Origin of the sequence: Neorhizobium sp. P12A (assembly GCF_008365395.1) — a bacterium.
Taxonomy (GTDB): domain Bacteria; phylum Pseudomonadota; class Alphaproteobacteria; order Rhizobiales; family Rhizobiaceae; genus Rhizobium.
On the sequence record NZ_QOVX01000004.1, the window covers coordinates 107,812 to 126,295 of the forward strand.

At 60.1% G+C, this 18,484-nt stretch carries 22 protein-coding genes; 6 read left to right on the top strand and 16 right to left on the bottom strand.

What is annotated here, in order from left to right; all coding sequences use genetic code 11:
• Positions 1 to 72 precede the first annotated feature (72 nt).
• Positions 73 to 1,944: a bifunctional diguanylate cyclase/phosphodiesterase gene (locus DTW90_RS14810; RefSeq protein ID WP_149339271.1), complete on the bottom strand. Its 1,872-nt coding sequence runs from the start codon at positions 1,942 to 1,944 to the stop codon at positions 73 to 75.
• 721 nt (positions 1,945 to 2,665) lie between these two features.
• Here DTW90_RS14810 and DTW90_RS14815 point away from each other — a divergent pair.
• The 3 genes from DTW90_RS14815 (at position 2,666) to DTW90_RS14825 (ending at position 4,715) form a co-directional block, all read left to right on the top strand.
• Positions 2,666 to 3,016 carry a hypothetical protein gene (locus DTW90_RS14815; protein WP_132517253.1) on the top strand — a complete coding sequence of 117 codons (351 nt, stop codon included), beginning with the start codon at positions 2,666 to 2,668 and terminating at the stop codon, positions 3,014 to 3,016.
• A gap of 141 nt (positions 3,017 to 3,157) precedes the next feature.
• Positions 3,158 to 3,664, top strand: a complete 507-nt coding sequence (locus DTW90_RS14820; RefSeq protein WP_132517251.1) for a superoxide dismutase family protein — start codon at positions 3,158 to 3,160, stop codon at positions 3,662 to 3,664.
• A gap of 388 nt (positions 3,665 to 4,052) precedes the next feature.
• A complete protein-coding gene (locus tag DTW90_RS14825) occupies positions 4,053 to 4,715 on the top strand; it encodes an EF-hand domain-containing protein (RefSeq protein ID WP_132517249.1) in 663 nt (220 codons plus the stop codon).
• 94 nt (positions 4,716 to 4,809) lie between these two features.
• On the opposite strand, the gene DTW90_RS14830 is transcribed toward DTW90_RS14825, so the two are convergent.
• The 10 genes from DTW90_RS14830 to DTW90_RS14875 all read right to left on the bottom strand — a co-directional run bounded on the left by DTW90_RS14830 (position 4,810) and on the right by DTW90_RS14875 (position 10,482).
• The gene (locus DTW90_RS14830) at positions 4,810 to 5,616 is read right to left on the bottom strand and encodes a mechanosensitive ion channel family protein (RefSeq protein ID WP_132517247.1); all 807 of its coding nucleotides are present in this window, start codon (positions 5,614 to 5,616) and stop codon (positions 4,810 to 4,812) included.
• Between the two features lie 62 nt (positions 5,617 to 5,678).
• Positions 5,679 to 6,212: a tyrosine phosphatase family protein gene (locus DTW90_RS14835; RefSeq protein WP_132517245.1), complete on the bottom strand. Its 534-nt coding sequence runs from the start codon at positions 6,210 to 6,212 to the stop codon at positions 5,679 to 5,681.
• Complete coding sequence (locus DTW90_RS14840) at positions 6,209 to 6,796, bottom strand: HD family hydrolase (RefSeq protein WP_245512585.1); 588 nt, start codon at positions 6,794 to 6,796, stop codon at positions 6,209 to 6,211. Before DTW90_RS14840 ends, DTW90_RS14835 begins: the two co-directional genes overlap by 4 nt.
• A gap of 26 nt (positions 6,797 to 6,822) precedes the next feature.
• On the bottom strand, positions 6,823 to 7,662 hold the full coding sequence (locus tag DTW90_RS14845; protein WP_149339275.1) for a folate-binding protein YgfZ: 840 nt from the start codon (positions 7,660 to 7,662) through the stop codon (positions 6,823 to 6,825).
• Positions 7,663 to 7,837: 175 nt separating this feature from the next.
• The gene (locus DTW90_RS14850; protein WP_149339277.1) at positions 7,838 to 8,590 is read right to left on the bottom strand and encodes a hypothetical protein; all 753 of its coding nucleotides are present in this window, start codon (positions 8,588 to 8,590) and stop codon (positions 7,838 to 7,840) included.
• Between the two features lie 16 nt (positions 8,591 to 8,606).
• Entirely contained in the window at positions 8,607 to 8,864 is a 258-nt protein-coding gene (locus tag DTW90_RS14855) for a hypothetical protein (RefSeq protein ID WP_132517237.1), read from the bottom strand.
• A gap of 104 nt (positions 8,865 to 8,968) precedes the next feature.
• Positions 8,969 to 9,427, bottom strand: coding sequence for a TIGR02301 family protein (locus DTW90_RS14860; RefSeq protein ID WP_149339279.1), 459 nt, complete (start codon positions 9,425 to 9,427; stop codon positions 8,969 to 8,971).
• Positions 9,428 to 9,464: 37 nt separating this feature from the next.
• Complete coding sequence (locus DTW90_RS14865; protein WP_149339281.1) at positions 9,465 to 9,878, bottom strand: NUDIX domain-containing protein; 414 nt, start codon at positions 9,876 to 9,878, stop codon at positions 9,465 to 9,467.
• Positions 9,879 to 9,887: 9 nt separating this feature from the next.
• Entirely contained in the window at positions 9,888 to 10,181 is a 294-nt protein-coding gene (locus DTW90_RS14870) for an addiction module antidote protein (RefSeq protein WP_149339283.1), read from the bottom strand.
• Positions 10,182 to 10,185: 4 nt separating this feature from the next.
• Positions 10,186 to 10,482 (bottom strand): type II toxin-antitoxin system RelE/ParE family toxin, encoded by a 297-nt coding sequence (locus DTW90_RS14875; protein WP_149339285.1) that lies wholly within the window; start codon positions 10,480 to 10,482, stop codon positions 10,186 to 10,188.
• Positions 10,483 to 10,552: 70 nt separating this feature from the next.
• Here DTW90_RS14875 and DTW90_RS14880 point away from each other — a divergent pair, with 70 nt between their 5' ends.
• Genes DTW90_RS14880 through DTW90_RS14890 form a run of 3 tightly spaced genes read left to right on the top strand, consistent with a single transcriptional unit; the run spans position 10,553 to position 12,343 of the window.
• Positions 10,553 to 10,873, top strand: a complete 321-nt coding sequence (locus DTW90_RS14880; protein ID WP_149339597.1) for a YnfA family protein — start codon at positions 10,553 to 10,555, stop codon at positions 10,871 to 10,873.
• 45 nt (positions 10,874 to 10,918) lie between these two features.
• On the top strand, positions 10,919 to 11,683 hold the full coding sequence (locus DTW90_RS14885; protein WP_149339287.1) for an SOS response-associated peptidase: 765 nt from the start codon (positions 10,919 to 10,921) through the stop codon (positions 11,681 to 11,683).
• A 36-nt stretch (positions 11,684 to 11,719) separates the two neighbouring features.
• Complete coding sequence (locus DTW90_RS14890) at positions 11,720 to 12,343, top strand: LysE/ArgO family amino acid transporter (RefSeq protein WP_149339288.1); 624 nt, start codon at positions 11,720 to 11,722, stop codon at positions 12,341 to 12,343.
• Between the two features lie 9 nt (positions 12,344 to 12,352).
• On the opposite strand, the gene DTW90_RS37130 is transcribed toward DTW90_RS14890, so the two are convergent.
• The 5 genes from DTW90_RS37130 to DTW90_RS14910 all read right to left on the bottom strand — a co-directional run bounded on the left by DTW90_RS37130 (position 12,353) and on the right by DTW90_RS14910 (position 18,482).
• Positions 12,353 to 12,505: a hypothetical protein gene (locus DTW90_RS37130; protein WP_188079960.1), complete on the bottom strand. Its 153-nt coding sequence runs from the start codon at positions 12,503 to 12,505 to the stop codon at positions 12,353 to 12,355.
• A gap of 175 nt (positions 12,506 to 12,680) precedes the next feature.
• On the bottom strand, positions 12,681 to 13,547 hold the full coding sequence (gene pssA / locus DTW90_RS14895; protein ID WP_149339290.1) for a CDP-diacylglycerol--serine O-phosphatidyltransferase: 867 nt from the start codon (positions 13,545 to 13,547) through the stop codon (positions 12,681 to 12,683).
• Positions 13,548 to 13,568: 21 nt separating this feature from the next.
• Positions 13,569 to 14,315: a phosphatidylserine decarboxylase gene (locus DTW90_RS14900; protein ID WP_281407571.1), complete on the bottom strand. Its 747-nt coding sequence runs from the start codon at positions 14,313 to 14,315 to the stop codon at positions 13,569 to 13,571.
• Between the two features lie 60 nt (positions 14,316 to 14,375).
• Positions 14,376 to 16,262 (bottom strand): ABC transporter ATP-binding protein/permease, encoded by a 1,887-nt coding sequence (locus tag DTW90_RS14905; RefSeq protein WP_149339294.1) that lies wholly within the window; start codon positions 16,260 to 16,262, stop codon positions 14,376 to 14,378.
• 180 nt (positions 16,263 to 16,442) lie between these two features.
• Positions 16,443 to 18,482 carry a LysM peptidoglycan-binding domain-containing protein gene (locus DTW90_RS14910; RefSeq protein ID WP_149339296.1) on the bottom strand — a complete coding sequence of 680 codons (2,040 nt, stop codon included), beginning with the start codon at positions 18,480 to 18,482 and terminating at the stop codon, positions 16,443 to 16,445.
• Between the last annotated feature and the right edge of the window lie 2 nt (positions 18,483 to 18,484).

The window sequence follows — 18,484 nt, forward strand, 5'->3', positions numbered from 1 at the left end:
TTCCCGGAATCGGATCGTCCATCGTTCCTACCGGGCACAGACAATCTGTGCAATTCTCAGGAGAGCCGCTGACTACAGGGAGGCGAGGGGCGCGGCCAGAAGAACCGGGACATCGGCGGCGGGTTTCGGCGGGCTGATGAAATAGCCCTGGATCTCGTCGCATCCTTCCCGACGCAGCCGGTCGAACTGGCTCTTCGTCTCGACCCCCTCGACGGTGACGCGCATTCCGAGCGCATTTCCGAGCAGGATGATCACGTGCATGATTTCCTGCGCTTCCCTGTTGTCGATGATGTCGTTGACGAAGGATTTGTCGATCTTGATCTTGTCGAAGGGGAAGCTTCTGAGATAGCCGAGAGATGAATAGCCGGTGCCGAAATCATCCATGGAAATGCGGATGCCGCGGGCTTTGAGATCATGAAGCGTCGGCAGCGTCTGATCACGATTTTCCATCAGGACGCTTTCGGTGATTTCAAGCTCAAGCCGCGAGGGCGACAGATTGGCGGCGGCGATGGCGGCCATGACATCGCCCGGAAGATCGCCATTGCGGAACTGGATGGCTGATACGTTGACAGCAACCTTGATGTCACCCGGCCATTTGGCTGCATCGCGGCAGGCCTGCAGTAATACCCAGCGGCCAATATCGGCGATCAACCCCATCTCTTCGGCAAGAGGGATGAATTCCATCGGCGATATCCGGCCGCGATCGGGGTGATTCCAGCGCAACAGCGCTTCGAAACCGGAGATTCGGGCGCGCGCGACATCGTAAAGCGGTTGGTAATGAAGCTCGAACTCTTCGTTTTTCACCGCGTGACGCAAGTCGGCTTCCAAGGCGTGACGCACCTGGATCTGCGCTTCCATCTCACCGGTAAAGAAGCGGCTGCGTCGCCCGCCATCCGCCTTGGCATGCGCAAGCGCGACGCTGGCATTCTTCATCAGGATGTGGGTTTCGGCGCCATCCTCCGGACCGATCGCGATGCCGGACGAAATGCTGAGTTCCACCTGCTTGTCGCCGACGATGAAGGGCGTCGCCAGTTCGCGGCTGATCTGTTCCGCAAGTGCGGTGACATTCAGCGGCTGCTGGCGCCCCACCTGCAGGATGGCGAATTCATCGGAGCCAAGCCGCGCAAGTATGTTTCGGCTGCCGGCGCTCGATCGAAGCCGTTCGGCGACCTGCTGCAGGATGTCGTCGCCGATGGATAGGCCGACCGTGTTGTTGACCAGTTTGAACCGGTCGAGATTGAGATGCACGAGAGCAAGACGCTCTCCCGGCCCAAGCCTGCCCAGGGCCTGCTCGACCTCTTCGCCGAACTTGATGCGGTTTGGCAGACCCGTCAGCGGATCGTGATGGGCGATATAGGCAATTCGCTCGGCGGCCCTGCGTTCGTCGGTGACATCCTCATGGATCGAGACGCTGCCGCCGTCAGGCAGGATCGTCACGATGCTTTCGATCGATCGACCGTCATGCATCTGCCATTCGCGCCGGCGCAGTTTCGTTCCTCTCGGAAGGCGCTTCACCGGCCGCGTCGGCATAGGCTGTCCGGTGGTATGCTCTATCCCCGGAACGCGCGACAGCAACGTTGCGATCGGCGTACCGACTTCGACGTCCTTGTTTGAAAAGCCGAAAAGATCGCGGAAGCGCGCGTTGCAGACGGCCAGCCTTTGATTGGCGTCGAAAACGCTCAGTCCGAGCGGAAGATTGTGAACGATCGCCTCGATGATCGCGTTCTGCCTCGACAGGTTGGAGGAAGTATTGGCGAGTTCTTCCTTCAGCGAGATATTCTGGAGATGAATCGCGAGGATCGCATCGTCGGTGCGTACTATTTCGGTACGCTGCTCCCGGTATGTATCGACGATCATATCCAGCAGACGCTGCTGGTCCAGCGATCCGTCCTTCTTAACGGCGCGGCGGTATTGTTCCCTAAGGAGCGCCTCAGCATCCGGCATAAGGGGCGGTCTCCCTGAATCCATTGAGCAGAGAACATCCCCCGACGCGAACCCGACGCTCATGCCGGACGTTTGCATTGTCTTTCCTCGCATCGAACCCGATGGCGTCTTTGCGCATGAGGCGCATCGAATGCCTTTCTCCGAAAACTCAAATTAGAAAATTCGCTCGAGGTAATCCGACGGCTTTGCCCGGTTGCTATCACCGGGTCACGGCTGTCACGCTATCGATGCACAGTGATCATCGCCTATTAATAATCAGTTGCAAAATATTGAAAAGATACAAGATTTTCCATATTCTTTAGAATGGAAAAATGTAGGAACTGACTAAATATGCCGTCAATCTGAGGCCGGCCGGGAAAAATCCCCTAAAAATTTAGGGCATTTCTTGGGGCGCAAGAAACGAACTTCCTGCACCCGCGTCCTGCCACGCTTCCAGTTCTTGGGAGGACCTTTTTCGGGTTGATGCAGAAGGGCGAAGAGATGTTGGCCGGCGAATGAAGAAACCCGTCGGCCATCCAAACCTCGCAATCTCGGCGAGCCAGGGTTTGACGAATGTTCCCGATCCAGAGCGTTTACGACTTGGAAATTATCGTTAATTCCCATTAAGAATTTGTTTTGAAGTATTGGGCGAATCAGCTTATTAGATTCTTATTGTCTGTTAACGAATTGTATTGCGTACAAACGACGTCGCATGAGGCGGCTCCTTCTTCAGGAGGTTTGTATGTCCCATGTTTCTTCCATATCCAGTAGTTCGTATGCCTTTCACGGAACGCTTTCGCGTCTCGACACGAATGGTGACGGCGTGCTTAGCCAAGAAGAAATCCAAGCCAGCGAACGCCCGGGAATTCTCGGCGAAGATGGCGATGACAGCACCAATAGCGGCAGCGGCAATTCCCAGGCCGCACTGAGCAATATCATAGCTTTGCTGATTCAATCGGCTCCGAACGGCAAGCAGGAAGCGTACGGTGCCGCAACGCCAGGGAGCTCGGCAACGGACTCCGGGCTCGAGATAGCAAGCGATGCCTATCGCGGCACTTATGGTCAGTATGACGTGAGTACTATGGCTGCGTGATCCGCGATATTTCGTGATATGTTTTAACGGCTCGTCCAAAAGACGGGCCGTTTTGCTTATGGCTTACCGCGGAATGCTCATATCTCGGAACAGCTTTTCCCTCGATGCGTTGGAATAAAAACCCTGGAAGGAGAATATTCCATGAAAGCGCTTCTCGTGATTACGCTACTCGCCGCTGCCGCCGGCTCTCCCGTCCTTGCTCAGGAGAAGCAGACGGCAGTGGCGAATTTCGTCGGCGAAGACGGCAAGCAATCCGGTCGCGCAGCACTGACAGCTTCGAAAACAGGGGTCCTGATCGAGTTGGAGATCTCGGGACTGCCGGCCAACAAGTGGGTCGCGTTCCACATTCACGAGATGGGAAAATGCGATGCCGCCCACGGGTATGATTCGGCAGGTGGGCACTTCAATCCCGACAAGGCGGAACACGGCCTCCTGGCGGCAAATGGCCCTCATGCGGGCGACATGCCGAACCAATATGTTGGACAGGACGGCGTGCTGCGCGCCCAGGTCTTCAACGGCATGGTGACGCTCGACGACAAGAATGCCATTCGCGGGCGCACATTGATGATTCATGAGAATTCGGACGACAATCGCAGCCAGCCGAGTGGTTCCTCGGGGAAGCGGCTTGCCTGCGCAGTCGTCGAGTAAAGGCGCGGCTGCATCCGGAATTGCGAAAGACAAGGAGGCCGCCAGCCTCGGGCAACCTTGTTCTGCGCATCTATCCTCAGATCTGACTGCTGACGAAAATCATCGCCTTTCAATGATCGCCTTGCTGTTTGAAGGATAGGGCGTGAGCTGTGCTGACTGGTGCTGATGTGGGGTTTTGCCTGCATTTTGGTCCTGGGATTATCCGGAAAGCGTGGGGGCGACCCCGAACAAGCAAAGCCGAGATGTGCCGGGCGCGATGAATGCGCAGTGTGATGGGCGGGAATCGTTCTCATTCCCCTCGCGGATCGGTTTTCCCAACATTTGATTTTCAGCAATCCTCTCACGCGGCGTGGGCAAGGCCCGGCCGCGTCCACTATAGGAGATCAATATGAGTGGTATTTCTTCCGTCGGAAGCAGTTCAAGCACGAGCGCAGCCTATATCAGCCCGCTCGACACGAACGGCGACGGCGTTGTTTCCGCCGAAGAACTGCAGGCGGCAGCGAAGTCCGGTCTTCTCTCGGCGAGCATCCTTGGCGACGAGGATGACAACAGCGATCCGAGCGCGACCGATAAATTTTCCGGTAATCTGGCGAGCATGCTGCTGCAGATGCAGGAGAGCAGCGCCTCCCAGTCCGGCAGCACGTCGACCGACGGCACCACGGATCAGTCGCCGATCGATCAGCTCTTTGCGAGCATGGACACGAACGGCGACGGCAAGGTTTCGTCCGACGAATTCGTCGCCGGGCGCCCGAAGGACATGAGCGCGGACGATGCTACCGCCTTGTTCAAGAAGCTCGATACCCAAAACGCGGGCTCTCTCGATAAGGATCAGTTCTCCGAAGGGCTCAACGTGTTGGGTTCGACGGATTCGGCAGCTGCGGATGTCCTCTCGCTGGAGCCGTCCAATTCGAATGGCAGCAATTCCGGCCCAGCAACCTCCGGCCAGAATTCGTCGGATGATCTCCTTGCCGAGATGCAGGCGGCCATGAGCGTCTACCAGAACACCTATGGTCAATATGCTTCCGACCCGACGGATGCTCTTTCCGCCTGATTGAGCCTCTATCTTCTGAACCCGGGTCCGGCCCGATCGGGCCTGGGTTTTCTTTTGTCGGGCGATGCTGTCCGATTCCGCCGGGGACAATCACTCAGCTGATGGCTATGCCCTTTTCGTCGAGTGTGCGCTTCACCCTCATGATCATTTCGCGGCTGACGCTCGCCCACTCGCCGGTCTTGACCCAGTATTGTAATGTTATGCTGACCGTCGCGCCGATACTGTTGACATATGCCTGCGGCTCCGGCCTCTTCTGGATGCGAGGCTCGGCATTTGCGAGATCCAGCAACGTGGAAAGCGCAACCTCCAGATCGTCTTTCGAGACAATTCCGATTGTGACCTGATGCTGCCTAGTCGGCTCGCGGCTGTAGTTGGTGATCGGCGTATTCCAGAGCGTCGAATTGGGCGCCAGCCGATAAAGGCCGTCGCTGGTCGTCAGCTCCGTGGCGAAAAGGCCGATCTCCTTCACGGTTCCGGTGATCGTTCCCGTCTCGATATACTCGCCGACGCGAAAGGGCCGCAGCACAAGCAGCATGATGCCGGCCGCGATGTTCTGCAGCGTGCCTTGCAAGGCCAGGCCGATTGCCAGGCCTGCAGCACCCAGCGTGGCGATGATCGAGGCCGTCTGGACGCCGAACTGCGCAAGGACGGTGACGAAGACCAGGATGAGAAGCGCGTAGTGAAGGACGTTGGTGAAGAAACGCGCCAGGGTCTCGTCTATGCCGTGGATGCGAGACAGTCCTTCATAGGCCGAGCGGCTGACGATGCCCGCGAGCACCCATCCAAGAATGAGAAGAATGAGGGCGCCGAGCACCGAGAAGGAATACTGGACCGCAAGGGCGCTCGCCTGGCTGAGCGCGGTCCGTGTTGCCACGATGAAGTCCGTTGCCTGCTGTTCCATATGTCCGCCGTCTATCCGTTACGCAAGGTCGAACGGGGTAGATGGGGCGACCGTCAGGTCAGTCAACCAAAGAGTTTCTCGGTTTCCGAGGCCAGAATGAAGGGGGCGTTGCCGTCGGCATCCGCGCCACGGCCGATCGAGCGGACCGCTTCGACGAGCCGGCCGCCACGATTGAGCATCGCGTCGCCGATCTGAATAAGCCGCGCATTCGGCGTGGCATAGGGCGAAGCGAGCCGCAGACGCCCCACCAAAGCGAGATCGTCTTCTTCCGGATGAACGGCGAGCATTGCGATCAGCGCTGCCGCCGGCGAGCGGGAGACGCCCATCCAGCAATGGACGACCAGCGGTGCGCTCCGATCCCAGCTTTGTGCAAAATCGATGATCTGCCGGACGTGTAATTCCTGGGGCGCCACGAGATCGCCGGTGCCGGCAAATGTGATGTCGTTCATGTTGAGGAGCAGATGCCGATCAGCCCGAATGACCGCTGGGCGATGAAAGGTCTGTTCCTTGGCCATGAGGCTGATCATCTCGCGGGCGCCATGGCGGACGGCCATTTCGGCAATGCGGGCGAGGGGAGAGACGATGATGGTCGTCATGAACGAAGCCCCGCTTTGGCGTCGGCTCGCACGGCTTCGATCGCTTCGAAACGCTCGCAGAAGAGCCTCTGGGCCTCCATGACAGGCATGGGATCGATGGGCAGTATATCCTGCGTAATGCCACGCGGCTGTCCGAAGAACTTCTTCGCCTCCTCACGGCTGAAGCCGGCAAGCAGCGTCGCTTCGAAATAGGCCGCGATGGTATCGGCTTTCTTGATGCGATCCTTGAGTTCCGGGGAGGGGTGGGCCGGAAGGCTGAAGCGCAGATGGATTGCGCCTTCGAGCCGGTGTTCGACCGCCTTGTAACCGCCGCCGACGACCGACTTGAAGGGCGAGATCATGTCTCCGATCACGTATTCCGGCGCGTCGTGCAGCAATGCGACCAGTTGCTCGTCCGCCGTGGTCGCTCCGAGCCTGCAGAAAATCGTCTCAACCACGAGGCAATGCTGGGCGACGGAGAATGCATGCTCGCCCGATGTCTGCCCGTTCCATCGCGCAACGCGGGCAAGGCCGTGGGCGATGTCACCGATCTCGACATCCAGCGGCGACGGATCAAGTAGATCCAGTCGCCGGCCGGAAAGCATGCGCTGCCATGCGCGCGGGGCGTCCGTCACGCCGTCGCCTCGTCGGCACTGGGCGGGAAGGCAAGGCCCGACCATGCCGGCAGCGCCAGGGAAGCTTTCACATCGCCGATGAGAATCGGCGTTTCCGCTGCCATGGCTTCGCCGGCCCGGTCGATCCGCACGATCGCAAGTCCATGGTTGCCGACCACCGACCCGAGCGTGCCGATCGGCTTGCCGCCAGCCGAAATTTCAGTTCCGGCCACAGGCAGCGCGTTTTCGCCACTGACGATCACGACGCGACGGCGGGCCGTGCCCCGATGCTGCATGCGGGAGACGACTTCCTGGCCGACATAGCAGCCCTTGCGGAAGGAAAGCCCGCCATTGAAATCCATCAGCACATCATGCGGAAAGGCGTCGGAAAGGGCGAAATCCGCGCCCGAGAGAGCAACGCCGCATTCGATGCGCAGCGCCTCATAGAGCGCTTCCGCATCAGCGCCATGCTGGCCGACGCGGCGCAGCAGCCGGATGCCCGCCTTGGCAAAGCGGCTGTCTTCCCGGCCTTCCGACGCGTCGTCACCCCAGGAGACGGTAACGCCCTCGACCTCATCGACGCTCAATTCGACGGCCGCACGCAGCCGGTACATGGTCAGCCTCTTCAGCAAGCCCTCTTGCTGTTCCGCATCGGTTTCCAAGACGAAACCGCTTCCGTCGCGCCAGATCATGAAGTCGAACAGGATCTTGCCCTGCGGCGTCAGCAACGCCCCCGGCTTTGCATCATCGGTGCCGAGCGCGGAAAGATCGGTGGTGATCAAATTCTGCAGAAAACTTTCGGCATCCGCACCAATTACATGGAGCAGTCGGCGGCCTTCAAGAAATACGGCGGTCATGGTCGATCCATCGTGTTCATGTCTTTAAGCAACAGGTAAGCGCTCAACGCCTGAACCGCAAGTTCCGGCAGCGAGCATGAAGTGGCGGTTGAGCAGGATGAATCAAAGCCTGAGGCAAGGAGGCCTTGCCCTTGAATCGATTCTCGATTTCAGGTTTTCACCGGAGCCGCCAGCGTCATTCGCCGGCGGTGAAGAATTTCCACTTTCCATCGGGCGTGATGCCGACCCGGTAGAAATTGTATCCGCCGAATTCCAGCATGTCGGAATAGTCGCCGGCCGTGACGATGCGCATCAGGTCGACCTTCTCCGGGGCGCTGAGCGTCTTGATGTCCTTCTCGGCAAAATAGGGCCAGACATACATTTCGTTGGGCGTACCCTGTCCGACATGCGCAAAGCCGGTCGACATGACATCCAGTAGGATGGACAAAACCTCGATGCCGTCAGGATCGCCCGAGAGATCATGCAGCGTCTTGATCGGGTCTTCGCCCGGATCGTCTGCCGAGACCTGTGTCTGATTGAGGCCGCCGCCGATATTCATAAGGGGGCGTAACCGCTCGAGATCGCCGGATGCAGCCGCTTCGACGATCGCCTCGCGCAACTTGCGCACCGGCTCCGGAGCCTTGTTGATATCGAACAGCACTTCGGCGGGCTTGCCATCGGGCGTCGGGTTTGCGGAACTGTCGCTCGACGCGGCCTGACCCGCCTGATTGTTGACCAGCGGATCCGGCATGGGAATGCCCTTGGAAGGCGTTTCCAGCGCCTGCTCCACAGGCTTTTCCTTACCTGCCTGCGCAGGCGCAAGGGGACTCACATGCAGCGAGGAAAAGGCAAGGGCGGGTAATGGGGAGGCAAAGCCGGCCACAACAGTGGTTGCAGCCAGAAGCGAGGCGACCGATCGTTGCAGATCATTGCCCTTTAAGCGACGCATGGAACATCTCTTGCGGTTATTGCAGGGTGCGGCTCATTGAGAACTCGCCGGCAAGCATGCGTTCCCGCAACGATTCGAGCAAGGCCTCAGCGCCCTGTTCACCCTTGATGCGGATCGTTTCGCGGATCGCATGTGCGATCGCTGCATCAGCGATAATTTCCGGCTCGATTCCATCGGCCATGCCGTCCGCCCATGCTTCGTTCTGATACTCCAGAGCCGCCTGCATCTTTTCGTGGACGATCATGTCGTCGATGTCGTTGAGGCTTGGTTCCATTGCTTCTTTCCTTGAGGCGTCCATGTCCTTACCGCTCGGTTAACGACTTTATCAGCCTTTTCCTAAAACGACACGGCTCGCCGTGAAAAGGGGTTAATAAAACGTCAATTTCCAAAGCGCGCGGTTATTTCTGTGGCAAGTGTTGCACCTTCGTTACGGTAGCGCTCCTCTGCCACGATGGCTTGCTGCGTGCAATCGGTATAGACCGATGCGAAGGACCGGTAGCCTCGATTGAAAGCTGCGGTCAGGCGTTCCTTGCGTTTCGGCTCGTCTTTCGTTTCCGAATCCAGCAGTTGCTGCATCTCCGCGCGCCAGTGATCTTCCTTGCCAGGATTGCACAGATTGCGGAGGTAGTGGACGGAACCAAGTACTTCGGCGAGCCGCAGCAGATCGTCGTCATAAGGCGCCGGACGCTCGATATCGGGCGGCGGCGTCGCCACGGTCGCCGTATCAGCCTTGGGCTGAGCAAATGCGGGCCCCGCCGCTACGACGAGGGCAGACAACAGCAGAGATGCGGCGACAGTGCGGCAGAGAATCATATCCACAGTTGATACCCCGCACATGACCTGAGCAAGGCAGAACCCCGATTCTCCACGCTTATTAGCTGCTGATGATGAGTTCCGCACATTCCAACACGCTGGGCGGGACCGGCAGTCGGCGGATTTCCTCCAGCGTAAACCAGCCGATATCGGCCGCATCATCGGCCGCGACCGCCACCTGATCCTCATCGGCATCGACGAGAAAAACCGAGAGGAAGAAATGGCTGCTGACGGTCCCGTCTTCGGCGCGCGTCAGCAGGTCGTAGGTCCTGAAAAGCCGGGGATTGCGTGCCATGATCCCGGTCTCCTCCGCAAATTCGCGCAACGCCGTCTCGTCAGGCATCTCGCCTTCTTCGGCGCGGCCGCCGGGAAAAGCATACATGTCGGCCGAAGGCGGATTGCGGCGAAGCACCAGCAAGAAGCGACCATCGCGCTGCAGGATGGCTGACGAGGCGGGGCGGGGGAGCGATGTCACGATGTCAGACTAAGCCGAGACATGCGGCGTTACATGAAGATCGAAACCCATCGCCTTTATGACGCGCATGATCGTGCCGAATTCCGGATTCCCTTCGCTGCTTAGCGCGCGGTAGAGATTCTCTCGCGACAGTCCTGCGTCTTTCGCAATCTGGCTCATCCCCTTTGCGCGGGCGACTTCGCCGATGGCTGCAGCGATCGTCGAGGGATCGCCTTCCTCGAATATCGCTTCCAGAAACAGGGCAATCTTCTCGTCGCTGTCGAGATGTTTGCCGATATCCCATCTCTCTGTCTTCAACGTCATTGCCTTATCCTTTGGCCAGTCTCGCCAATTCCTTTGCACGGTCGATATCGGAATCCTGAGTGCTCTTGTCTCCGCCGCACAGCAGCAACAAGACCACCTGTCCCGTACGGATGAAATAGACGCGATAGCCTGGCCCGTAGTCTATTCGCATTTCGCTAACGCCGTCTCCGACCGGCTTGACGTCGCCAGGGTTGCCGTTTGCCAAGCGAAATATACGCGCGTTGATCCTGGCTTGCGCCCGCGCATCCCGCAACCGGGAAAACCATGCGGCGTAGATTGCAGTTTCCCGGATTTCAAGCATGGAATTACTGTAGCCTATGCGCTACAAGCTGACAAGCAAAAGCCGACGGGACGCCGATCCAGCCATGATGATCACCTATGGACTTTATGCCCTCGCGGCCTTGGCCGAAATCGCCGGCTGCTTCTCCTTTTGGGCATGGCTTCGGCTTTCGAAGCCTGTCTGGTGGCTTGCGCCGGGCATGGTCTCGCTGGCGCTGTTTGCCTGGTTGCTGGCGCTGGTGCCGAGCGAGGCGGCGGGGCGGACGTTCGCGGCCTATGGCGGCATCTACATCGCTGCGTCTGTCCTCTGGCTCTGGCCGGCGGAGGGGCGCACGCCGGATCGCTGGGACATGTCGGGTGCGGCCGTCTGCCTTGCCGGGACGGCAATCATCCTGTTTGGACCCCGCGGCTGAGCCGCGATCCTTGACCTGACGTGCCAGCGATGCAAGAGAAACGGCATGTGCGGACGATATGCATTGACGGCGGTGCCCGGAAACGTGGCGGAGTATTTCGATCTCCATGAGCTCGAAGGCTTTCCCGCGCGCTACAACATTGCCCCGACACAGCCCATCCTCATCGTCATATCGGGCGAGCGGCAAGAGCCGGGCAGCAATCTTCCGGAGCGCCGAGCCTTATTGGTGCGCTGGGGCCTGACGCCCTCCTGGGTCAAGAACCCGAAGGAATTTCCGCTGCTAATCAATGCCCGTGCGGAGACCGCTGTCGGCAAGGCCTCCTTCCGCGCCGCCATGCGCCACCGGCGCATCCTGGTACCCGCATCGGGGTTTTACGAATGGCATCGCCCCTCGAAAGAAGAGGGCGGCAAGGGGCAGGCCTATTGGGTCCGGCCGCGTCACGGCGGTGTCGTCGCCTTTGCCGGGCTGATGGAAACCTGGTCATCCGCCGACGGTTCGGAAGTCGATACCGGCGCGATCCTGACATCGGCCGCCAACGGCATGATGGCATCCATCCATGACCGGATGCCTGTTGTCATTCAGCCGCAGGATTTCTCCCGCTGGCTGGACTGCAAGACGCAGGAACCTCGCGACGTCGCCGATCTCATGGCGCCGGTGCAGGAGGATTTCTTCGAGGTGATCCCGGTTTCCGATCGCGTCAACAAGGTCGCCAATATGGGGCCGGAGCTCCAGGAGCCTGTCGCCATCCAGCCGCCGACGAAACCGCCGAAGAAGCGCGATCCCGATGATGGCCAGTTGAGCCTTCTCTGATCCGCTGCAGTCCCTGTCTTCCACGGAATTCTCTTTATGTTGTCTTTGTCCGCTGCCGTCTCCGGCTTCTTCCTCGGCGCGTCCCTGATTATTGCAATCGGCGCGCAGAATGCCTTCATCCTGCGCCAGGGTCTCCTGCGCTCGCATGTCTTCGTACTTTGCCTGATCTGCGCGTTGTCGGATGCTTTGCTGATCGCGGCCGGCGTCGGCGGTCTCGGCACCCTGGTCTCGCGGTCGCCGGTACTGATCGAGGTCGTGACCCTCGGCGGCGCGATCTTCCTCGGCAGCTATTCCGTGATCGCATTTCGCCGCGCCATGAAGCCGCATGCGATGCGCGCCGAAACCGGCAATGGATTGAGCCTGCGGGCGGCCGTTGCGACCTGCCTGGCCTTCACCTTCCTCAACCCGCATGTCTATCTGGATACCGTGGTGCTGCTCGGCAGCCTCTCGGCCGCCTATCAGGGCGCGGGCCGAGTGGCCTATGGCGCCGGCGCGGCCTTGGCGTCGTTCGTCTGGTTCTTTGCGCTTGGATATGGCGCCCGGCTGCTTCAGCCGGTTTTCGCCAGACCCGCCGCATGGCGGGTTCTGGATATCGTGATCGGCATTGTCATGGGGTTGCTGGCGCTGAGCCTGCTCGTCCGTTTCTTTGCCGGCGACTAGGAGCCGGGTTCAGGCGGTCTGCTTATTGAGCGGCTTGCTCTTCAGCACGACATGGGCTGCCAGAACGGCCTTGAGGCCGAGCGGACGATAGAGTGCTGCAAGATCGGTCTTCGCCGGCTGCTGCTCAACGAGGCGGACGATGCTATCCTTAATCGAGGTCACGATACTCTCTCCTTTACGTGTTCCCTAGAATCGTTTTGTGATCGTGCTTTTCATCGTAAATCGCGACAAAACCGAGGCATTTGCCAATCAGCTTTTGTGACTGCACACCACATTCCGCGAGCCACGCGGTTGGGAACGAAGTCTATAAATGTCTAATTTAGAAGTTTATTTTCCGTTAAATATGACGACCGATGTCGTCATTGGCATCGTCGACATCCGGATCCGCAGGTCCGTTGATCGTGTAGGTGCCGTATTTCTTCTGCCATAGGCGCGCGCCGTAAGGCAGCGACAGAAGATAGCAAACCACCGTCACGACCATGACTTGCCATGTGTAGCTCATCAGCAGCGCCACATAGACGACCACGCCGAGCATCATCGGCAGCACGAAGTCGCGACGGATGCGGCTGCCGCTTTTCCCCGACCAGACCGGGAGCCGGCTGACGAGCAGGAAGGCGATGATAACGGTATAGGCGGACGATCCGAGCGCAAAGGCTCTAGTCTGCTCGAAGCCCAGGAACCCGACATAGACAGGTAATAGCACCAGCATTGCGCCGGCCGGCGCAGGGACGCCGACGAAATATTCCGATTGCCACGACGCCTTGTTCTCCCGCTCAGCCATCACGTTGAAGCGGGCGAGCCTCAGACCGGCGGCGATCGCATAGATTAGTGCGGCGATCCAGCCGAGAGTACGCGCCTGATCGAGTACGAAGACATAGACGACGAGGGCAGGCGCGACGCCGAAATTGACGATGTCGGCCAGCGAATCCATCTGCGCGCCGAACTTTGACGATGCCTTCATGAGGCGCGCCACGCGCCCGTCGATGCCATCCAGGAAGGCCGCGACCAGTACCATGGTGACGGCAAGCTCGAAGCGGTTTTCGAAGGCGAGCCGGATGCCGGTCAGTCCGGCACAGATGGCAAGCACGGTGATGAGGTTAGGCACCATCAGCCGCAAGGGAATTTCCCGAAGACGCGGCCCGCGCGCCTCATCGTTGGGACCGATGGGACCATTGGGCTCGAAGGGTGGGAAGGGCGTCTTCATCTCGTGTTCTCCCGCTGCCGGCTAGCTGCGTCGGCTGACGATCGGACCCTTTGTGGAGCCGAACTCCGCAAGCACCGTTTCACCGGCGACCGCCTTCTGGCCGAGGGAAACCCGCGCGACCGCTCCGGCCGGCAGGAAGACGTCGACGCGCGATCCGAAGCGGATGAGGCCGATACGCTCGCCGGCATCGATGGGCTCGCTCGGGTGAACGAAGCAAAGGATGCGGCGCGCGACGAAGCCGGCGATCTGTACAACGCCGACCTGACCGTGGCGTGTCTCGATGACGAGGCCGTTGCGCTCGTTCTGTTCGCTTGCCTTGTCGAGATCCGCATTGAGGAAGCTGCCTTCGCGATAGGCGATGCTCTCGATGCGGCCGCGCATCGGCGAACGGTTCACATGGCAGTCGAAGACGTTCATAAAGATGGAGATGCGCAGCATCGGCTCGTAGCCGAGATTGAGCTCGGCAGGCGGGGTGGCCATCTGTACGCCCGAGACCTTTCCGTCCGCCGGCGAGATGACGAGATCGTCGTCCTGCGGCGTCATCCGTTCAGGGTCGCGGAAGAAATAGGCGCACCAGAGCGTCAGGATGAGGCCGATCCAGAAGAGCGGCTTGAAGAGCCAGCCCAACACCAGCGACACGACGAAGAACCCCAAGACAAAGGGATAACCCTCCTTGTGCACGGGGACTATCGTGTTGCGTATGGTATTGTACAAACTCATCGAGCGCGAACTCCTGCAATTGTTCCGGAAGACGCTGACTACAGGCAAACGCCGTCATGAGCAATGCTGGAGGGGCCGTCACCCCCTGTGCCGATCTTCACCAGCCCCTTACGTTGCCGGAGCAAGCCTGTTGACGACGCCAAGTTCGTCGTTCTCGCGAACTTGCTTGAGATGCTCTTCGGCCTGCGTTGCCTCGCGCTGGCGGTCCCACATCGAGGCGTAGAGGCCATTTCGCGCCAGCAGTTCCGCATGCGTACCGCGCTCGGCGATCTCGCCGCTTTTCAGCACGATGATCTCGTCGGCGCCGATGACGGTGGAGAGACGATGCGCGATGACCAGCGTCGTGCGATTCTTCGAGACCACGTCGAGCGCCGCCTGAATTTCCCGCTCCGTCGTCGTGTCGAGCGCCGACGTCGCCTCGTCGAGGATGAGAACGGGCGGAGCCTTCAGGATCGTGCGGGCAATGGCAACGCGCTGCTTCTCGCCGCCGGAGAGCTTCAACCCGCGCTCGCCGACTTTGGTGTCGAAACCCTCGGGCAGGATGCGAATGAAATGGCTGATCTGGGCAGCGTCGGCCGCAGCCATGACCGCTGCCTCATCAGCTCCCGGCCGGCCATAGCGGATGTTGTAGGCGATGGTGTCGTTGAAGAGCACCGTGTCCTGCGGCACCATGCCGATCGCCGTGCGCAGGCTCTTCTGCGTCACCTTGCGCACATCCTGGCCGTCGATGGTGATTGCGCCTTCCTGCACGTCATAGAACCGGTAGAGCAGTCGCGATAGCGTCGACTTTCCCGCACCCGATGGGCCGACGACAGCCACTGTCTTTCCCGCCGGCACTTCGAATGAAATACCCTTGAGGATGGGACGGGCCGGATCATAGGCGAAATGCACGTCGTTAAAGGCAATCGCGCCCCGGCTGATATCCAGGTCCACCGCGTCGGGCGCATCCTTCACCTCGGGCTCGACTTCGAGCAGATCGAACATCGCCTCGATATCAGTCAGGCCCTGGCGGATTTCGCGGTAGACGAAGCCGATGAAGTTGAGGGGCACGGAAAGCTGCAGCAGCAGGGAGTTGACGAAAACGAAATCGCCGACCGTCTGCTTGCCGTTGAGAACCGCATAGGCCGACAGCACCATCATGACGGTGGTACCAAGACCGAAGATCACGCCCTGGCCGAAGTTCAGCCAGCCGAGCGACGTCCAGACGTCAGTTGCGGCCTTTTCGTAGCGCTCCATCGATTGATCGAAGCGCCGCGCCTCCATCTCCTCGTTGCCGAAATATTTGACGGTTTCGAAGTTGAGCAGCGAGTCGATCGCCTTGGTATTCGCTTCGGTGTCGCTGTCGTTCATCGAGCGGCGGATGGAAATACGCCAGTCGCTCGCCCGCACAGTGAACCAGATGTAGAGCCAGACGGTTGCGGCCGTTATCGCCAGATAGGAGAAACCGTAGCCGCGCCAGAAGATGATCGCCGTCAGCAGGAATTCGATGAAGGTCGGGATGGTATTGAGGATCGTGAAGCGGACGATCGTCTCGATGCCCTTTGTGCCGCGCTCGATGATGCGCGAGAGACCGCCGGTCTTGCGCTCGAGATGGAAGCGCAGCGACAACTGGTGCATGTGGACAAAGGTTCTAAAAGCGAGCTGGCGCACAGCATATTGCCCGACGCTGGCAAAGAGCGAATCGCGAAGCTGGTTGAGGCCGAGCTGCAGCAGGCGCGTGATGTTGGTCGCGATGACAAGGGCGATAGCGCCGATCATGAAGGTCGGCAGGATGCCCTGCATGTCCAGCTTGCCGTTCAGCGCATCGATCGACCACTTGAAGAAATAGGGGACGAGCAGCAGCACGAATTTCGAGATGAGCAGGTATACCGAAGCCCAGACGACGCGCATCCTTAGATCCATGCGCCCCTCCGGCCACATGTAAGGCCAGAGATTGATGATCGTCTGCAGGGGATTCTTCGAATCCGCCGATATGGTCTTCTTGCGCTCTGCCATCAGGGGTCTCCGGCACGATGTCTAAGGCGCCGGATGGCAGCTTGCTCATCGCGCGGCGCACCTGAGGGCCGCGTCGGGAATTCGGCGGGCCGGGAGGTCGGCGGCACGCTTATATCATTTTTATAGGTAAGGAAATGACAGGCCGGTGTCTAAACACCGGCCTGATCGGAAAAATCCGGCTTACAGATGCTGCCCGGACATACGCTTGCGATGCAGCTCTTCCGAGTTCGGCAGCGCGTCCTTCGGCACGCCGAAGACCTGGCCAGGCAGAATGCGGTCCGGGTTGTTGATCTTGTCTTCGTTGGCGAGATAGATCGTCGTGTAGCGGACGCCGAGCCCGTAGGTGCGGCGGGAGATCTGCCAGAGCGTATCGCCGCGGCGGATGATGACGGCGCTGTTGCTCTGAGAGAGCGGCGCCTGCTGATAGGTCTTGGTTCCGTCCGGATCGTTCGATGCCGTTTGTACCGACGCCTGGGCGGGCACATCGGCAACCGGCTTGGTGATCTCGGCGATCATCTGGTCGAGCCGAGCCAGCGCATTGCCCACCGACTTCGGATCGCCCGGCAGAGCATGCAGATAGGCAAGTGCCTTGGCGGCGCTGCTCGAAACCATCGCGGATGCGTCTCTGAGAGCAACGCTGGCGTCGATCGCCGGCCGGAAGTCCGCAAGCGACTTCAGGGCAATCTCGGTGCCCGAACGAGCCGCGGCAAGCTCCTCCTGTCCGGGCGTCTTGCCATCGGCATAAAGCTTCTTCAGCAGGCCGAAGGCCTTGTTGGTATCGTTCTTCAGCTTGCCCAGCTCGCCTTCATCCAGCGGCACCATCGAAGCATCTGCGGTTTGCTGATTGCCTGCTGCCGGCGGCGTCTGCGCGGCCACGGTCACCTGGTTGCCCGCAGGCCGGTTGAAGTTGACCGCGGTGCGCGCCAGGACCTTGCCGGCTGCGTCGACGATATCGACGCGGATCTTGTGATCGCCAACGGCGAGCGGCATCGTCCCGTCGATGACGAAATGGCCGTCCACCCCCGCTGCTGCCTCGCCGATGAGCTTGTCGTCGGCATAGGCGCGGACCTTGGCGCGGGGCCGTGTGCTGCCGGCCACGAATATCTTGTCGTTCTCGATCTCGACCGCATTGACCATGACGTCGGGAGTATCCGTCGTCACGCCATTGTCCGGAGCGGTTGCGGTCGGCGGCGGATTGGTCGTCGGCGATGCCGATGCCATCGTGGTATCTGCCTTGTCGCTGCCGGCATTGCCGTTGCCGTTATTGGCCGGCTGTGCGTCCGATGCGACCCGCTGCTGCTTGGCGGTCGGTGCCGTGATGATGCGGCTTGCCGTACCCGGCTTGGAGACCATCGCAAGCAATTGCGTGCTGCCGTCCTTGGGCACGGAAACGGTGGCAACTTCCTCTGATGTCAGCGCATTGCCGTCCTTGCCGATCGCCTTCAGCACCAGCTCGTGGTCGCCGGGCGGCAGCGGATTGTCGAGCACGGCGGCGAAATCGCCGCTTGGGCCGACATCGGTCGTGGTGATGACCTTGTCGCCGTCCATGATCTGCAGCTTGGAATTGGGTTCGGCAGACCCGGCAACGACGGTCGAACCATCAGGCTCGACGCGCAGGACGTCGAAAGAGGGCTTGCGCGGGCCGGCATTGGCCTGTGCCTGCGGCTCCGGCTTGCCGAAGAGGTCGGCCTCTGCCTTGGTGATTGCCGCGAGCGCGTCGGCGACATTGTCCGGAAGAGCCTTGATGATCCCGAGCGCCCTCCCGGCACCACTATGCGCCTGGGTGACGAGCGCTGATGTCGCGGCATTGGAGCCTTGCGGCAGCGCGAAGTCGACGATCGCCTGCAGCGCCGAGACGGTATTCGTCTTGGCGGTGGCCAGAGCCTCGGCTGCCGGGCTATTGCCGGCGCTGAACAGCGTTTTCAGGTCCGCCAGGGATTTCGCCGCAGTCGTGGTCAGTCCGCCCAGCTTGGTCGCGGTATCAGTCGCATCTGCAGCATTGGTCGCGTCGTTCTGAACGGCCTTCGCGGTGTCCTTTGCCGCATCGCCTGCCTTCTGGGTATCGGCAATGATGTTCTTGACCGCGTCGCCTGCCTGGTTGATGGCATCGCCGACCGGCTTTTTGTCGATGCCGAGCCTCGGCATGACGAAAAAGATCATGATCACGCTCGCTATCACCAAGACCAACAATGCCAGCAAGCCGGCGCGGTTTTTCATCATCA

Coding starts and splice junctions, on each gene's coding strand:
- DTW90_RS14815 (WP_132517253.1), top strand. CDS start 2,666: ATGTCCCATGTTTCTTCCATATCCAGTAGTTCGTATGCCTTTCACGGA.
- DTW90_RS14820 (WP_132517251.1), top strand. CDS start 3,158: ATGAAAGCGCTTCTCGTGATTACGCTACTCGCCGCTGCCGCCGGCTCT.
- DTW90_RS14835 (WP_132517245.1), bottom strand. CDS start 6,212: ATGACGACCATCATCGTCTCTCCCCTCGCCCGCATTGCCGAAATGGCC.
- DTW90_RS14870 (WP_149339283.1), bottom strand. CDS start 10,181: ATGACGTTGAAGACAGAGAGATGGGATATCGGCAAACATCTCGACAGC.
- DTW90_RS14890 (WP_149339288.1), top strand. CDS start 11,720: ATGTTGTCTTTGTCCGCTGCCGTCTCCGGCTTCTTCCTCGGCGCGTCC.
- DTW90_RS14845 (WP_149339275.1), bottom strand. CDS start 7,662: ATGACCGCCGTATTTCTTGAAGGCCGCCGACTGCTCCATGTAATTGGT.
- DTW90_RS14855 (WP_132517237.1), bottom strand. CDS start 8,864: ATGGAACCAAGCCTCAACGACATCGACGACATGATCGTCCACGAAAAG.
- DTW90_RS14850 (WP_149339277.1), bottom strand. CDS start 8,590: ATGCGTCGCTTAAAGGGCAATGATCTGCAACGATCGGTCGCCTCGCTT.
- DTW90_RS14830 (WP_132517247.1), bottom strand. CDS start 5,616: ATGGAACAGCAGGCAACGGACTTCATCGTGGCAACACGGACCGCGCTC.
- pssA (WP_149339290.1), bottom strand. CDS start 13,547: ATGAAGACGCCCTTCCCACCCTTCGAGCCCAATGGTCCCATCGGTCCC.
- DTW90_RS14875 (WP_149339285.1), bottom strand. CDS start 10,482: ATGCTTGAAATCCGGGAAACTGCAATCTACGCCGCATGGTTTTCCCGG.
- DTW90_RS14810 (WP_149339271.1), bottom strand. CDS start 1,944: ATGCCGGATGCTGAGGCGCTCCTTAGGGAACAATACCGCCGCGCCGTT.
- DTW90_RS14840 (WP_245512585.1), bottom strand. CDS start 6,796: ATGCTTTCCGGCCGGCGACTGGATCTACTTGATCCGTCGCCGCTGGAT.
- DTW90_RS14825 (WP_132517249.1), top strand. CDS start 4,053: ATGAGTGGTATTTCTTCCGTCGGAAGCAGTTCAAGCACGAGCGCAGCC.
- DTW90_RS14885 (WP_149339287.1), top strand. CDS start 10,919: ATGTGCGGACGATATGCATTGACGGCGGTGCCCGGAAACGTGGCGGAG.
- DTW90_RS14905 (WP_149339294.1), bottom strand. CDS start 16,262: ATGGCAGAGCGCAAGAAGACCATATCGGCGGATTCGAAGAATCCCCTG.
- DTW90_RS14860 (WP_149339279.1), bottom strand. CDS start 9,427: ATGTGCGGGGTATCAACTGTGGATATGATTCTCTGCCGCACTGTCGCC.
- DTW90_RS14910 (WP_149339296.1), bottom strand. CDS start 18,482: ATGATGAAAAACCGCGCCGGCTTGCTGGCATTGTTGGTCTTGGTGATA.